13 protein-coding genes and 1 riboswitch are annotated in these 14,655 nt (G+C 43.8%); of the genes, 11 read left to right on the forward strand and 2 right to left on the reverse strand.

Going from position 1 to position 14,655, the window contains the following annotated elements; genetic code table 11:
• Window positions 1-209: 209 nt before the first annotated feature.
• The 4 genes from F6K64_RS28700 (at window position 210) to F6K64_RS28715 (ending at window position 4,167) form a co-directional block, all read left to right on the forward strand.
• Window positions 210-692 carry an LptA/OstA family protein gene (locus F6K64_RS28700; RefSeq protein WP_044492664.1) on the forward strand — a complete coding sequence of 161 codons (483 nt, stop codon included), beginning with the start codon at window positions 210-212 and terminating at the stop codon, window positions 690-692.
• A gap of 159 nt (window positions 693-851) precedes the next feature.
• Entirely contained in the window at window positions 852-1,580 is a 729-nt protein-coding gene (gene lptB, locus F6K64_RS28705) for an LPS export ABC transporter ATP-binding protein (protein WP_008182487.1), read from the forward strand.
• 38 nt (window positions 1,581-1,618) lie between these two features.
• Window positions 1,619-2,785, forward strand: coding sequence for an LptF/LptG family permease (locus tag F6K64_RS28710; protein WP_008182489.1), 1,167 nt, complete (start codon window positions 1,619-1,621; stop codon window positions 2,783-2,785).
• Between the two features lie 128 nt (window positions 2,786-2,913).
• Window positions 2,914-4,167 (forward strand): hypothetical protein, encoded by a 1,254-nt coding sequence (locus F6K64_RS28715; protein WP_044492666.1) that lies wholly within the window; start codon window positions 2,914-2,916, stop codon window positions 4,165-4,167.
• A 234-nt stretch (window positions 4,168-4,401) separates the two neighbouring features.
• On the opposite strand, the gene F6K64_RS28720 is transcribed toward F6K64_RS28715, so the two are convergent.
• The gene (locus F6K64_RS28720; protein WP_008182493.1) at window positions 4,402-5,826 is read right to left on the reverse strand and encodes an NADP-dependent isocitrate dehydrogenase; all 1,425 of its coding nucleotides are present in this window, start codon (window positions 5,824-5,826) and stop codon (window positions 4,402-4,404) included.
• Between the two features lie 681 nt (window positions 5,827-6,507).
• On the opposite strand from F6K64_RS28720, the gene F6K64_RS28725 reads away from it, so the two are divergent.
• The 6 genes from F6K64_RS28725 to F6K64_RS28750 all read left to right on the forward strand — a co-directional run bounded on the left by F6K64_RS28725 (window position 6,508) and on the right by F6K64_RS28750 (window position 13,558).
• Entirely contained in the window at window positions 6,508-7,218 is a 711-nt protein-coding gene (locus F6K64_RS28725) for a response regulator transcription factor (RefSeq protein ID WP_008182494.1), read from the forward strand.
• 931 nt (window positions 7,219-8,149) lie between these two features.
• The gene (locus F6K64_RS28730; RefSeq protein ID WP_008182497.1) at window positions 8,150-8,638 is read left to right on the forward strand and encodes an adenylyltransferase/cytidyltransferase family protein; all 489 of its coding nucleotides are present in this window, start codon (window positions 8,150-8,152) and stop codon (window positions 8,636-8,638) included.
• Between the two features lie 515 nt (window positions 8,639-9,153).
• Window positions 9,154-9,891: a GUN4 domain-containing protein gene (locus F6K64_RS28735; protein ID WP_044492691.1), complete on the forward strand. Its 738-nt coding sequence runs from the start codon at window positions 9,154-9,156 to the stop codon at window positions 9,889-9,891.
• A 189-nt stretch (window positions 9,892-10,080) separates the two neighbouring features.
• Window positions 10,081-11,667 carry a GAF domain-containing sensor histidine kinase gene (locus tag F6K64_RS28740; protein ID WP_131827202.1) on the forward strand — a complete coding sequence of 529 codons (1,587 nt, stop codon included), beginning with the start codon at window positions 10,081-10,083 and terminating at the stop codon, window positions 11,665-11,667.
• Window positions 11,668-11,987: 320 nt separating this feature from the next.
• Complete coding sequence (locus tag F6K64_RS28745; RefSeq protein ID WP_008182505.1) at window positions 11,988-13,370, forward strand: IctB family putative bicarbonate transporter; 1,383 nt, start codon at window positions 11,988-11,990, stop codon at window positions 13,368-13,370.
• Window positions 13,371-13,432: 62 nt separating this feature from the next.
• Window positions 13,433-13,558, forward strand: coding sequence for a hypothetical protein (locus F6K64_RS28750; protein ID WP_267872018.1), 126 nt, complete (start codon window positions 13,433-13,435; stop codon window positions 13,556-13,558).
• 39 nt (window positions 13,559-13,597) lie between these two features.
• Here F6K64_RS28750 and smpB read toward each other — a convergent pair whose 3' ends face one another.
• Entirely contained in the window at window positions 13,598-14,065 is a 468-nt protein-coding gene (gene smpB, locus F6K64_RS28755; protein WP_008182507.1) for an SsrA-binding protein SmpB, read from the reverse strand.
• 140 nt (window positions 14,066-14,205) lie between these two features.
• Window positions 14,206-14,290, forward strand: a riboswitch (Glutamine riboswitch).
• Between the two features lie 35 nt (window positions 14,291-14,325).
• On the opposite strand from smpB, the gene F6K64_RS28760 reads away from it, so the two are divergent.
• Window positions 14,326-14,499, forward strand: a complete 174-nt coding sequence (locus tag F6K64_RS28760) for a DUF4278 domain-containing protein (RefSeq protein WP_287249983.1) — start codon at window positions 14,326-14,328, stop codon at window positions 14,497-14,499.
• The last annotated feature ends 156 nt before the right edge of the window (window positions 14,500-14,655 follow it).

Consider the following 14,655-nt stretch of genomic DNA (forward strand, 5'->3'; position numbering starts at 1 on the left):
CTAATGGTTAACCATTAACTTGTTAACCATTAGTTGTTAGCACATGCTTTGAAAGGATGAGAAACTTTGTTGGTGGCTAGTCGTCAAAACTAAAACACGTGCCTTAGAGCAAAAAGCCCATTTTCATTCCCAAGCTATGGCTGGATTTGCTTAAACTAGTAGGCAGAACAGCTTATTGGTATTCGAGATCAGTCATCACACACAACAGCATGAAGTCCGACCTTAAATATACTAACCGATTAAGGCATAATCTAGGTCTAAGATTATTCTTGCCAGTTACCTTGGTAGGTGCGATCGCATTACCAACTTTCCTGAACAGCCCCCAAGCAAAAGCCCAAAATAAACCATCAGCAGCTGATGGAAGTGCCTTGACGGTTCGCTCTGATGTCCAGGAAGCTAACTCCAAAACTGGCGTAGTCACAGCCCGTGGCAATGTCCAAATTAACTATCCCGCTCGCCAAATACAAGCAACTGCAGCCCAAGCCCAATACTTCAGCCGTGAGCGCCGTCTGGTTCTCAATGGTAATGTTTTTGTGTTGCAGGAGGGCAATAGTATTCAGGGTGAAACCATTACCTATTTGATTGATGAAGGACGCTTTGTAGCCCTGCCTCAACAGAACCAACAGGTAGAATCAATTTACATCGTTACTGACTCAGACAGCACCACATCACCTGCTCCAGGGCTTCCCTAACTACATAAAACACTACCATCAGCCATTATGGCTTAAAAACTAGATCTTAATTGATAGAATAGCCTGCAACCACTTCTGGTCATTTACTGGTCATTGGTCAATTACTAAGGATATAAGGATTATGGACTATTGACTAATGACTGATTCAAGGTGCTATCCGTGAAAATACTATTAGATAATATCCATAAGTCCTATGGCAGGCGCAGTGTTGTCAGTCGCGTTAATCTTTCCGTTGCCCAAGGGGAAGTTGTAGGGTTGCTTGGTCCTAATGGTGCTGGTAAAACTACAACCTTTTACATTGCCACTGGTCTAGAAAAACCCAATCTGGGTACAGTTTGGCTAGATGATCAAGATATCACTGGCATGCCGATCAATCGGCGAGCGCAGCTAGGTATTGGTTATCTGGCTCAGGAAGCGAGTATCTTCCGCCACCTTAGTGTTCGGGACAATATTCAATTAGTCTTAGAACAAACTGGTGTGCCTCGTGGTGAGTGGGGATTAAGAATGCATTACTTACTCCAAGAGTTTCGTTTGGAAAAAGTCGCCAATACCTTGGGTAATCAAGTGTCTGGAGGAGAGAGACGTCGAACAGAACTGGCAAGAGCCTTAGCTGTTGGTTCACTTGGACCGAAGTTCTTATTCTTGGATGAGCCATTTGCTGGTGTCGATCCCATTGCTGTGTCAGAGATTCAAAAAATTATGGCTCGATTACGCGATCGCCAAATGGGAATTCTGGTGACTGACCACAATGTAAGAGAAACCCTAGCGATTACTGACCGCGCCTACATTATGCGAGAAGGACAAATCCTGGCTGCCGGGAGTGCTGAAGAACTTTATGATAATCCTTTAGTACGTAAGTATTACTTAGGGACAGGGTTTCAACGATAAAAGAAGCTATTAAAAATTAATTTAGTGATTAGCACATCATGAAATTTGGTAAATCCAAGTCCATCATTGCACTAATGCCTGGCTTATCAGTGATGGATCGGTACATCGTATTTGAGCTAATCCCACCACTGCTGTTTGGTATAGGTGCTTTTTCATCACTTGGTGTAGCTATTGGAACCCTATTTGAGTTGGTTCGCAAAGTTACTGAAGCAGGATTACCACTGGGAATTGCACTTCAAGTGCTACTGTTGCAGATACCCCAGTTTATTTCCTATGCTTTACCAATGTCGATGCTCCTAGCTGCTCTGATGGCATACTCTCGCCTCAGTAGCGATAGTGAGTTGATTGCCATGCGTAGCTTTGGGGTAAGCATCTACCGACTCGTAATACCTGCTGTAGTGGTGAGTTTGCTCGTTACAAGTCTGACATTTGTATTTAATGAATTAGTGGTTCCTGCGGCTAACTACCAGTCCAAAATCACCTTAGATAAAGCGCTCAAAAAAGAAAGACCATCTTTTCAGGAAAGGAACATATTTTATCCCGAATATCAAAAAGTAAAGCTACCCAATGGCAAAAAAGTAAACAAAATTAAGCGTTGGTTCTACGCCGAGCAATTTGATGGTAAGCAGATGAGAGGCTTGACAATTTTAGACTTTTCTCAGACCGGTCTAGAACAAATTGTTACCTCTGAGTCTGCCGTTTGGAACCCCACTGAAAATTTATGGGATTTTTTAGATGGAACCATCTATATTATATCTCCCGATGCTTCTTACCGCAATATCCTCAGATTTCAAAAACAAAAGCTACAACTTCCTAGAACACCTTTGGATTTGGCAAAAAAAAATCGTGACTATGGTGAAATGAACATTGCTCAGTCTCTAGAGCGTTTGGAGGTATTACGCCATAGTGGTAATGCTAAAAAAATCCGTAAACTTAGGATCAGAATTCAACAAAAAATATCTTTTCCCTTTGTTTGTCTAGTTTTTGGTTTAGTGGGAGCCTCCTTGGGAACTCGTCCTCAACGTACAGGTAAAGCAACCAGTTTCGGCATTAGTGTTTTAGTGATTTTTTCTTACTACTTATTAGGATTTATAACGAATGCCCTAGGTCTAGTTAACATTTTCTCTCCTTTGATGGCAGCCTGGTTGCCTAATTTATTTGGACTAGGTGCGGGAGGATTGTTGTTATATAGGGCTGCCCGATAGGTAGGCTCGATAGCTAGGTAGTTATTGTTGCTAATTGTAAATTGCTAATTGTAAACCTGAATCCGTTGATTAGAGGCTAGCATCAAGTTACAGCGAAGCTGAAATATTTAACATCGTTGAAACCTGCCATGTCTTATCGTCATCAACCTCCTGCCTACCTCCGCTATTGGAAAGCTCAACTACAACCTTTGGGACGACCAGCATTTTGGGGAGCAGCTGTCTTGTTATCCCTAATGTTGTGGTTTGTCCGGGAATACTGGAACCGTCCAGAATTGTTAAGGGCAATTGGGATCAATCAAGTGGCTGACACTGATACTCCCACCGTTGAACCAACCCTGTCTTCTGAAGATGATGAACTAGCAGCAACGTTGGCTGATATTGATAATTCTGCCGTGCTATTAGCAGAGCTCGAAGCGCTAAGTGCTATATCAGTACCACCACAGCAAACCAATAAAGCCAGAAAGTCTAAAACCAAAAATTCGGAAGGGTTATTTACTCAAGTTATTCAGCAGACAAAAGCTAACTCCCAAGCAACATCACCTTTACTAACGCCAAACGTCCAACCTCAGCAGTCCTCAAAAGCCAGAAATCCGTTTGTTACATCTACAAACGATTTGTTTAATATCCCTCCTGTTCCTGGGACTGGCTTACTGACCAATCCTAACTCTGTTAATCAGAGATCTTTATCCTCAAGCACACTGAACCAGACTAATTCTGTATTGGGGTTGGGTTCCTTCAATTCCCCCTACACTAATCCAGCCGAGTTACCAGTCAGCCCTTTACAGGAAGCCTTGAATAGGCTTAATGCTGCTAAGTCTAATACCGGTAATAGCAAAGCTCAACTACCCGCTAACATATTGCCTTCAAACATCTCCTATGGAAACAGGGGAGTTCTCGAACAACGGAACTCAGGAACTCAGGAAATTAAAGCTAGGGGGGGAATACCGTTGAGTGCAACTGGCAATCAAGCATTACCGACTCCCTCCTATCCAGGACAAATTACCTATCCTGGGGTAACAACACCAGGTTTAACCGGCAACAGGAATTTCTCGACCACACCCACAACAGCTCCTTATCCAGGACAAATTAATTATCCTGGAGTCAATCTACCTCGAACAAGGAACGATAGAACTTTTCCGACAACACCTACAGTACCTACAGTTCCTCTCAATTCCAACACCTACTCTAGTCCATTCCGGCAAGCTACCGGTGTACCAACGGCAGCACCGCTTACACCAGTAGCACCGCAAGGAACTAGTAAATTGGGGCAATTTTCTACCCAGTCTACTAGTCAAAATCAGTTTTTCAATCAGCCTCAGTTAAAGTCTAAGCTTGAACCAAGTCAGCTGAGGCGACCTAAAATTATCATTTCCAATCCTTGACATTCCCCGGTATCCCATACGCGGAGATTCTCCCTTAATAAATTTTGGTTAATCGACTCGCCCTAACCTGACAGCTTGACAGCAACCAAGGGCTTAGGGCAAATCTTCCCAAGGATTGCCCTTAAATGTAGACTTGCACGTTCGGTTCATCGACCCAGTTTCTGGCATGGCCTGTCGTAAAAAGTTTGCTCAAAACCTCTGTTGATCGGGTTACCAACTTAAAAGACTCAAGTGTCAACTAAAATATTTAATGATTGCCTCAGCAAACTCAGAACACTTCAGGGGAGGTTCTACGGGTGGAGTCATCATCCGGGCTAGGTCATAAGTAACTTCCCGGTTAGCGATCGCATCTGATATCCCCTTCTTAATCAAATCAGCAGCTTCTTGCCAACCCATATACTCTAGCATCATCACTCCTGATAAAATCACAGAGCCTGGATTGACCCGGTCTAGACCCGCATGTTTGGGAGCTGTGCCATGGGTGGCTTCAAAAATCGCACACGTGTCACCAATATTAGCTCCTGGACCCATACCTAATCCACCAACCATAGCAGCAGCAGCATCGGATAGGTAATCACCATTGAGATTCATCGTGGCCAGAATAGAGTATTCCGCTGGTCGAGTCTGGATTTGTTGGAAAATGCTGTCCGCAATCCGGTCATTGACCATCACCTTATCTTGCCATTGACCTTGCCCATGGGTGTCCCATATGGAATTAAGGACATTTTCCACTTCCTGGATCACTTTCGCCTGTTTTTCTGGGGTCAAGGCATCATAACCGGGTTCAATCGCGCGAGCATTATCTTCCAGGGTAATGTCAGGATTTTGCTCTTTGTTGCTGAGAATCCAAGATTCCCGTTCAGTTATACATTCTGCTCGAAACTCTGTGGTTGTTAGTTCATAACCCCAGTCCCGGAACGCGCCTTCGGTATACTTCATAATATTCCCCTTATGTACCAAAGTCACCATCTGCTTAGGCTTAGGTAGCCTGAGGGCATGTTGGATGGCGCGGCGCACTAAACGCTGGGAGCCAGTTTTACTGATGGGTTTAATGCCAATACCAGCATCTAAGGGAATCTGTTTTTTGCCATGTTCTGGAGTCGCTGGGATTAGATCCTGATTGAGTAAAGTAATCAATTTTTCACCAACTTCGCTTCCTTTGGGCCATTCAATACCCAAGTAGATATCTTCTGTATTTTCCCGATAGACAATTACATCCAGTTTCTCTGGAGTTTTGTGGGGAGAGGGGGTTCCTGGGTAGTACTTACAGGGACGCACACAGGCGTAGAGGTCATTAATTTGCCGCAGGGCAACATTGAGAGAGCGCATACCACCACCCACAGGAGTTGTCAAGGGTCCTTTGATAGCAATGCCGTATTCTTTGATGGCATTTAGGGTGTCTTGGGGTAAATACTGATAAGTACCGTACTTTTCGCAAGCTTCGTCACCCGCATAGATTTTAAACCAGCTGATGCTGCGATCGGCACCATAGGCGCATTCGACCGCTGCATCAATTACCTTCTGGGCAGCTGGCCAGATATCGACGCCAGTACCATCTCCGCGAATAAACGGAATAATTGGGTTGTCAGGAACAATGGGTTGACCATCCTTGTAGGTAATGGCAGAACCAGTCTGGCAAGGGGAGATTTTCTCGTACATAAAGTAGTTTTAATGAATTTCAGATGGAAGTTGGCAATAGACCTATAGTCAGAAAACTACCAGATCTCCTGCATTGGGCTTGAGACATTAAGCTTTTTTGCTGATCAACCCCAGGTAGATGGTAGTTGAGGTAAAGTCTATCTATAGGGGGATGGCAAAAAATATACCCTAGTTAATCTTCTCATTAAGATGATTACTAATTGACAGGGCAAGAGTGACAGAAAGAGCAGGTAGTTGTTGAGCTTTCTTCCCGAAAATTCCCATTTCTGGGTATTAGCATAAGTGAACGTAGTTCAAGTTCAAAGCTTTGATGAAGTTATTACACCATGGCTCAACTGTTTGAAATCAGCCTTTATGCTGAAATAGGGGTTCTATAGCTTAAGTTCTCCTGTAATAGGAAGGTGTTCAACTGTTTTACAACAGTCAGCCAAGGCTGCTTTGTGCAGCGCCATCGCTCCTAAAAAATTGCTTGGGTGATGTGTCAATAGTTAGGGCTTCAACACCGAAACTTACAGTGTTATTAGCATAGATTCTGCCTATGGTCAATCGAATTACGATCAAAAGATATGGTGTATTGTTTGTCTGAGTGGGCCTTTCACAGACTTCCAGCCAGATGGCAGCAGCATCAATTCATGACCAATTGGCAGGAGTGTTTGTAGAAAAGGTGGCTCCAGAAAGAATATGAAAAAGATTTTAGTTGTTGACGATGATAAAACCCTGCTAACTCTTTTGAAGCGCTACCTGGAACATCGAGGATACCAGGTAGAACAAGTGTGTTCGGGAACTGAAGCCTTAGAAGCTTGTGTCAAAAATCCACCGGATTTGGTAGTTTCTGATGTGCTGATGCCGGAGATGGATGGTCTAGAGTTTTGCCGTCGTCTGAGAAACATTCCCAATGGTAGGCTGATGCCATTTATTTTTTTGTCTAGCAAAGCAGAATTAGAAGACCGTATTAATGGTCATTCTATGGGAGCAGATGATTATTTAACTAAACCAGTTGCTCCGAGAGAATTAGAGGCAAAAATAGAAGCACTGCTAGAGCGCTCGCACCGTATCCATGCTGAAATTGTCCGGTTGATGCAGCAAGCTACTGCTATAGCTCCTGGCCATTTAGCTAACCAATTATCAACCTCAGCATCTGCTGAGAATTCTAAAACTTTGGCTCAGGTAGGGGCAAAACCTAAACCTCTACCCTTGACACCAGCAGAAGAACGAGTATTTTGGCAAGTTATTCAGGGGTTAACCAACAAAGAAATAAGCGATCGCCTATTTATCAGCCCTCGTACTGTGCAGACTCACCTCAGTAGCATACTCCATAAGTTGAAACTACATAATCGTAGCCAATTGGTGCGCTTTGCCTATGAGCAGGGATACAAACGTCCCAAGGAGTAGACATGAAAGGAATTTTCCCTCAAACGGCGAAATCGGGTTTATTGGTCAATCTTCAATTGTGACGGAGCTGCCTTGTATTTATACTTCCCACAGAAATCAACTGAGCTTTTATTTAACTATCAGCTATCACCCATCTGCCAATTTCCTAACTGCTGACCTAGACAAGCTAACCCCTCACAGTTTAACTGATCAGCTTTCAACTTCTTCCGCAACCAGTGTCCGGTCTACCGGACGGTCGGTGGTGAGAGGTCAGATGAACTGAAGTAAAATCGCCGCCAAAATGGGTTATCGATTTTGAGCAAAAGTTTGAGCCTATGTGTACTAGGACTGCCCTTTTCCATGAACGGAAGATTCAACGAATTGCGGACAGGGTTTTCCGGAACTTCAGATAAGTCTTTTTTAGTATATAACTGGAACCGAAATCAGCTAAGGCACTTTTGCTTCGCTCAAACCGTTGACCCAGTAGGCAGTGTTAGCTAGCAATCGGAACATCGAAGCACTGGGGATCTCAGAGAATCCCCTCGGTTATAGAAAAAATATTCTGGTGTGGTGGAATCGTTAACTCGAATCGCGCTTGCTCCCCTTTTTCAAAGAAGTAAGGAGAGGATGTAAGCGGCGAACGAAGAATGAGTGAGCAATTTTTTGGATATGTTTTCAGAATCCGATTTACATCGCCTGTATAATAGTATTGGTTCCTGAACTGGCCTACTAACTAAAAGCCAACAGTTACCATATATCAGAGCTTGGTAAATCTGTCAAACCCCCTGACCCTCTTGGTAAAAAATCCAATCAACATCGTAGACGGCAAATTAGAAATCAGCTCCTTCGGGGCGAGGGAGCTAGCCTTGGTAGTAGAGAAACCTACTACCGAAGTAAGTCCTTTTAACTCAGAACTCTCTGGCTGACTCACTCAGAACTATTTTCAAGTTAGATGACTGGAATTTACACTGCAGATGAATTACAACAGCTGATCACCCAGGAGTCAGAGCGATGGCGACCACTGGTATTTACTAATGGGTGTTTTGATCTACTACACATTGGTCATGTCCGTTACTTAAAGATTGCCAAATCCTTGGGTTCGTCTCTAGTGGTCGGGCTAAATAGTGATCAATCAGTAAACCGCATTAAACCATCACAGCCAGGATATCCTTCCCGACCACTGGTTCCTGAAATACAGAGGGCAGAAATTCTGGCAACTCTCAAACCCGTAGATGGGGTAGTGATTTTTGCTGAAACCACAGCTAATCGTTTAATTGAAGCACTGCAACCAGAGGTGTACGTTAAAGGGGGTGACTACACTTTATCCACTTTACCAGAAGCCAAAATTGTTCAATCCTACGGGGGGCGGATTGAGTTAGTCCAGGTTGAATTTCCTACCTCCACTACTCAAATCATTAACCGCATTCTTCAGGCTCGATAAGCAGGTGAGAATAGAGAATGGTTGAAATTTGGTAAGTTGTTGTGCTTGTAAATTGATTATTTGTCAATTTTGGAAAAAACTTTTTATACCCTCGGATGTTGTCTCTCCCTCACCGGTATCTCCCTATCTACTTCAGTATAGGCTGGCTTACATTAGGCATGATAGCACGCTTACATTAGGTACTAAGCACGCTTAAACACTTACACGCTTAACTATTAACCATTAACCAAAGCCAACACCTAACCCATAACCCCTAACAATTAACCTGCAAGTTAATTGTTCCACCAGGTTATGAGTGAAGCACCGCTACAGACAATTGACGGACTAGGCTCGGTGAAATTTTGGCACAAGTTCTTGATCGTAAAAGGTTTAAGCTTAGACAATTATAAGCTTTAAGGTTGTATACAAGCGGTTCCTTGCCGTAGTCTAGGTTAAAAGCATCAACTTGCTTGACTCTCGACTTTAAAAGCTATCACATTCAACCTTCTTGAGTGCAACCTCAAACCCTACCCTTCATGAGCGATCAAACGGCCCGGTTCCCAGCAGAAGTCTCTAACACAGTTGCCGAACTCCAGCGCCAGCTAAAGTCTAGTTCTGAAAAAAAACAACAGGCTTTGATTCAGGAACTTGCCAGCACTGGCACTGCCGGGTTAGACGTGTTAATGGAATTTTTACAGGAGCAACATGCCAACCCGACTATCCTCAGTGCTGGTTTTGCCTATCAAGCCCTCCATCAAGCCAATATGCCCAAAACCAATGAATTTCTGCAAACTTATTTTCCTACTGGGGTTGTACCCCTACGTTCTGAAGCAGGCATTGATTACACACCCGTGCAACAGCTGCTAGTTAAACAAGACTTTCTCGCAGCTGACCGTCTTACTCTCGAAAAACTCTGTGAGTTAGCAGGAGCTGCTGCTGTACAGAGAAGATGGCTGTATTTTTCGGAAGTAGACAATTTCCCGATTACGGATTTGCAAACTATTGATATCTTGTGGGTTATTCACTCTCAAGGCAAATTTGGATTTTCTGTGCAGCGGGAGCTTTGGTTGTCTTTAGGCAAGAACTGGGAAAAACTTTGGCCAAAAATTGGTTGGAAAACTGGCAATCGCTGGACCCGATATCCCCATGAGTTTATCTGGGATCTCAGTGCACCAAAAGGTCATTTGCCTCTTTCGAATCAGCTCAGAGGTGTTCGGGTATTTTCCTCTTTGCTTTCTCATCCAGCTTGGTCTACTCAGACATCACTCCCATAAGCGGTCAGGAACGAAACAACCGCAAAAATGCTTCTGATACCAAAAAAAATGGCATTATTTAAGCATTTATTTTCCTGAGAATTTGTTTACTTCACTACTCTATCTGGGAACCTTAAGTGTTGTGGGTAGCACTACAGTAGCCAGTGGACTGTGGTGCTACCAAAGGTAACCATGGGGAATGGGTTGGTTATGGCAAAAGAAAATCAAATTTTTTGTACTTTGGATGGTTTGACTGCTAAAGAACGGAAAAAAAAACGACTGAAAACTCTTCGGGATTTAGGTCTACTCGAAGCAGAAACAGTACCAGTTTTCGACGAGGCAACTCAGACTACTGCCAGATTTTTAGATGTGCCTATCTGCATTTTGGGCTTTATGGTACAAACGCAACAGCACATCAAATCAGCTGTGGGATTATCTAGAATCGGGCTAATGAATCGAGTGGCACAGTCCCGTCAGTTGCCCCGTAGTGAATGCTTTTGTAGCTATGTAGTAGATAGTCATCAAATGTTGGCGATTAATGATACAGTCGCCAACCCTGTCTTTGCTAGTAGTGTACTGGTTCACCACTACGGTATCCGTTCTTACTTAGGTGCACCACTGTTAACTGCTGACGGAGAGTGTTTAGGTACCCTAGCAGTTATGGATTTAGTACCTCGCAATTTTACCACCAAAGATTATGAGTTTTTGGCAATTACCGCTCGCTGGAGTCTCAGTGAATTTGAGCGGAATCATTTTTTGAAAAAAGAGCGTGACCGCTTTGTTAACTGGCTAACTAACTCTTCAACAGAGCCTCAGCACTCTCAGGAAGTCGAGTCTGATCGCCAAACTTCTAGCCCTAGGAATGTCTCTCTAGATGGGATAGCTGGTTTTAACTCAGTTCACACCATTAAGTACAAATTACTAACTCAGCTGACACAGGAATTGCGCACACCTCTAACATCGATTATGGGAATGGCTAGTGTATTAAGTCGCCAAGTTTATGGGTCTTTGACTGATAAACAAAAAGAATATCTAGAAATTGTTTATTGCAGTGGTCGTCAGCTGGTCTTGATGGTTGATGAAATTCTTTGCTTGGGGATTTTTGATGAAAACAGCGAACAACTAAATTTAACTGCTGTAGATATTGAAATGCTCTGTCAACAAGCAATGAACAATTTAGCACAGATAGCCCAGCAACATCGACAAAAGTTGCATCTATCTGTAGAGCCAGGTAATCGCATCTGGTTTCTGGATAAAGAAAAGGTACGACAAATGCTATATTACCTCATATTCAGTGTGATTTACTCGGCTGAGGCAGGGGGTGAAGTACGCATCCATGTCTCTCGAAAAACTGATTTGGAGAGGGCTAATGTCGTGTCTTTGAAAATCGCGGTTTGGGTTTCTCACCCCTGGCTCGGAGATGGTCTACCTCAGATGTACGGACAAATTTATGAGTTACCGTTACAATCCCCCTCAGCAGCAGCAGCGGTTGCTAATGCTTTAGAAACCCCATTCATCACTGAAGCACTGGGAATAAGTGAACTACCTTCGAGTTCAAACTTCCTCTGTGACAATCAGTTTTTATCCAGTTCTTTTGATCCAGAAACTACTAGTTGGGGTTCTGAATCGGAAAAAAGACCTCAGAATAGTGAATCTCGTGAAAGTTTAGGGCTATTACTAAGCTGCCATTTAGCTAAACGCCATAGAGGAAAAATTTCTGTTCAAGGTTTGCCAGAGTTAGGGTATCGGTACGTGATTACTTTACCGCAATTAGAGTCTCCTGATCAAAACTGTTAAACCACTGTTCCGATTCATTGACTCATATGTTAAACTAATCTAGGCAACGGTACTGTCAAGGTGATCTAGCCATCAGACCTAGACCGTATTTATCAAAAAAACTCATAAATAGAAGACTAACGGCTGATAAAGGTTGCTCAGTTAATAAATTATTTAATTTTGCTTAGTCTTTCTGAAGTGGTCGATAGCAAAAGTGCTAAAGACCCCCTGAGAACGCCAGCTTTTCGGGAAGCGTCGAAAAGTTTTTTAGTATTTGGTGAAGGAATCCTGATATAAAATCAAAGATTATAGATGAGGTGGGTTCAAATAAAAAATAGACAATGAATTCAGCATGGGCTAAGTTTACTCTTTCAAATTTACAGCTGTATCGGTGGCGAGGCACTAGCTATTTGTATCGCCTGGTAGGACTCCTAGATGCTTGGCGTCAGAGTAGCTTGCTCCTACAGTGGTCTGACCCAATAGGAGCGATGATAGTTGCTCTGGTGTTAAGTTTAGCTCCTTTTGTTTCCAATGCTCTAGTAGGCATCTTGTTAATTGCAAGTGCAGGGTTATGGGTATTGCTAACCTTATCCGATGATATAGGAAAGCCGAAGGTAAGCCCCATTCATCTGTTAGTTTTTTTGTACTGGAGTGTTGCCACTATAGCCACCGCACTCTCTCCGGTGAAAGGGGCTGCCTCTAGTGGTTTGGTAAAATTAACCCTTTATTTGTTCTTTTTTGCCCTGATGGCAAGGGTATTACGTTCTCGTCCCCTTCGTAGCTGGATTATTACCCTCTTTCTCCATATCTCACTAATTGTCAGTATTTACGGCTTGCGGCAGTGGTTTTTTGGGGCTGAAGCATTAGCTACCTGGGTAGACCCCACTTCAGCAGCAGCAAAACTGACGCGGGTTTATAGTTATCTGGGCAACCCGAATTTACTAGCTGGTTATCTGATCCCAGCAGTAGCATTGAGTTTGGCAGCAGTATTTGTCTGGCAGGGTTTGCTCCCCAAAGCCTTAGCACTGACGATGGTAGTCGTGAATTCAATTTGTCTAGTGCTAACCTTTAGTCGGGGTGGATGGATTGGTTTTGTTGTTTGTATTTTCGTCTTCTTGATCCTGCTGGTGTATTGGTACAGTGTGCAGTTGCCCCCTAAATTACGCCCTTGGGCAATGCCAGCACTATTAAGCAGTTGTGCTGGGGTGATGCTTCTCGCCGTCATGTTTGTTCCAGCTATACGCGATCGCATTGCTAGTATTTTTGTTGGTCGGGAAGATAGTAGTAACAACTTCCGCATGAATGTTTGGTCTGCGGTGATGGACATGATTCGTGACCGACCCATCATTGGCATTGGTCCAGGTAACAACGCCTTCAACAAAATCTATCCCCTTTTCCAACGCCCCAAATATACCGCCCTCAGTGCCTATTCCATTTTCCTAGAAACTGCCGTAGAAATGGGTTTGATCGGGATGTTATGTTTCCTTTGGTTGCTGATAGTCACCTTCAACCAAGGCATGCAACAACTGAGTCGTCTGAGAAATTTAGCGAACCGTCAGGGATTTTGGCTGATGGGAGCCATTGCCACCATGTCAGGAATGCTCGCCCATGGTCTGGTAGATACCGTTTGGTACCGTCCTCAAGTGCAGACCCTATGGTGGCTAGTCGTCGCCATTATTGCCAGTTTCTATGTCAATCCAAATTCTGACCCGTCAAAAGTTTAAAGTTTGCAGGTTGCTTTGCAGGTTGCAGGTTACAAGTTACCAAGTTACAGGTTGCTAGTTTTGTGCTGACCAAACAACCTTCAACCTACCCTACGGGAACGCCAAGAGCGAACAACCTTCAACCTTCAACCTACCAACCTTCAACCTTCAACCTTCAACCTTCAACCTTCAACCTACCAACCAACTAACCAACCTTGGCCTTTCGGCCACGCGATCGCGTTCAACCTTCAATAACGTTTAATAGCCCTTGCCATATCTCGCTGATCCTGACGCCTCTTGATCGTCTCCCGCTTATCATGGAGCTTTTTCCCTCTGCCCAAACCAATGCTGACTTTAACCAAGCCGCGCTTCAAATAAATCTTTAAGGGGACAAGGGTTAAACCTTGCTGTTCTAATTTACCGGTGAGCTTATTGATTTCCTTACGGTGCAGCAGTAGTTTTCGGCTGCGACGGGGGTCATGATTAAAATATTCGTTGATATTTTGGTACGGAGAGATATGGACATTGAGCAGCCAGGCTTCCCCACCACGAATCAACCCATAGCCATCCCGCAAGTTGACCTTGCCAACTCGGATAGACTTCACCTCCGTTCCCTTTAACTCAATCCCAGCCTCGTAAGTCTCTAAAATTTCGTAGCGGAAACGAGCTTGTCGATTATCACTAATAACTTTATAACTTTCACCTTTATCACTCATAGTGTTGCCACTCCCACAGGCTTGCAGTTATCTAACTCTAGCGCCTGAGGTTAGAACTGGCGACAACGCGAAACTATTAACTTTTATGAAGATATTGACATTTACCTGAAAAACGGTAAAAATAGATACAGAAACATAAAATCGTTCATCTCTTCATGAATTAACCATAGGTGAGCAAGCTTCATGGAGAGACGGAAGTAAGGATGAATCCTGAAGGAACGCGCCTCTTATCACTACACTCACATTATGAGGCGAAGACTATGAAACTTTCTTATCGCGGTGTTAGCTACCAACACCATCCTTGCGAAGTTTCCACCACAGCAGTTGACTTTGCTGGCAAGTACCGGGGACTGAATTACCGATTGGGTAGTGCCCATCCTTTAACACTTGTGCAAGACAAAGTCAACCTCAAATATCGTGGCGTTTCTTATTAAGTGACATACTCCCACACTGACCTATCGGTTCAGTGTGGGCTTCTTGCCAACTCCGCCCATTGGTTAGGATACAAGGCCGTAGGCCACGCGGGGCGCGTTCGGCAAGCTTTATTAACGATACGGTCAGAAGTTACCGCAAGAATAGGGCAGCCTTTA

Origin of the sequence: Moorena sp. SIO3A2 (assembly GCF_010672265.1) — a bacterium.
Taxonomy (GTDB): Bacteria; Cyanobacteriota; Cyanobacteriia; order Cyanobacteriales; family Coleofasciculaceae; genus Moorena; species Moorena producens.

What these genes read in the sequence shown, in the direction of transcription:
- F6K64_RS28720 (WP_008182493.1), bottom strand. Translation starts at nt 5,826, where the DNA reads ATGTACGAGAAAATCTCCCCTTGCCAGACTGGTTCTGCCATTACCTAC.
- F6K64_RS28715 (WP_044492666.1), top strand. Translation starts at nt 2,914, where the DNA reads ATGTCTTATCGTCATCAACCTCCTGCCTACCTCCGCTATTGGAAAGCT.
- smpB (WP_008182507.1), bottom strand. Translation starts at nt 14,065, where the DNA reads ATGAGTGATAAAGGTGAAAGTTATAAAGTTATTAGTGATAATCGACAA.
- F6K64_RS28740 (WP_131827202.1), top strand. Translation starts at nt 10,081, where the DNA reads ATGGCAAAAGAAAATCAAATTTTTTGTACTTTGGATGGTTTGACTGCT.
- F6K64_RS28760 (WP_287249983.1), top strand. Translation starts at nt 14,326, where the DNA reads ATGAAACTTTCTTATCGCGGTGTTAGCTACCAACACCATCCTTGCGAA.
- F6K64_RS28725 (WP_008182494.1), top strand. Translation starts at nt 6,508, where the DNA reads ATGAAAAAGATTTTAGTTGTTGACGATGATAAAACCCTGCTAACTCTT.
- F6K64_RS28730 (WP_008182497.1), top strand. Translation starts at nt 8,150, where the DNA reads ATGACTGGAATTTACACTGCAGATGAATTACAACAGCTGATCACCCAG.
- F6K64_RS28700 (WP_044492664.1), top strand. Translation starts at nt 210, where the DNA reads ATGAAGTCCGACCTTAAATATACTAACCGATTAAGGCATAATCTAGGT.
- F6K64_RS28735 (WP_044492691.1), top strand. Translation starts at nt 9,154, where the DNA reads ATGAGCGATCAAACGGCCCGGTTCCCAGCAGAAGTCTCTAACACAGTT.
- F6K64_RS28710 (WP_008182489.1), top strand. Translation starts at nt 1,619, where the DNA reads ATGAAATTTGGTAAATCCAAGTCCATCATTGCACTAATGCCTGGCTTA.
- F6K64_RS28745 (WP_008182505.1), top strand. Translation starts at nt 11,988, where the DNA reads ATGAATTCAGCATGGGCTAAGTTTACTCTTTCAAATTTACAGCTGTAT.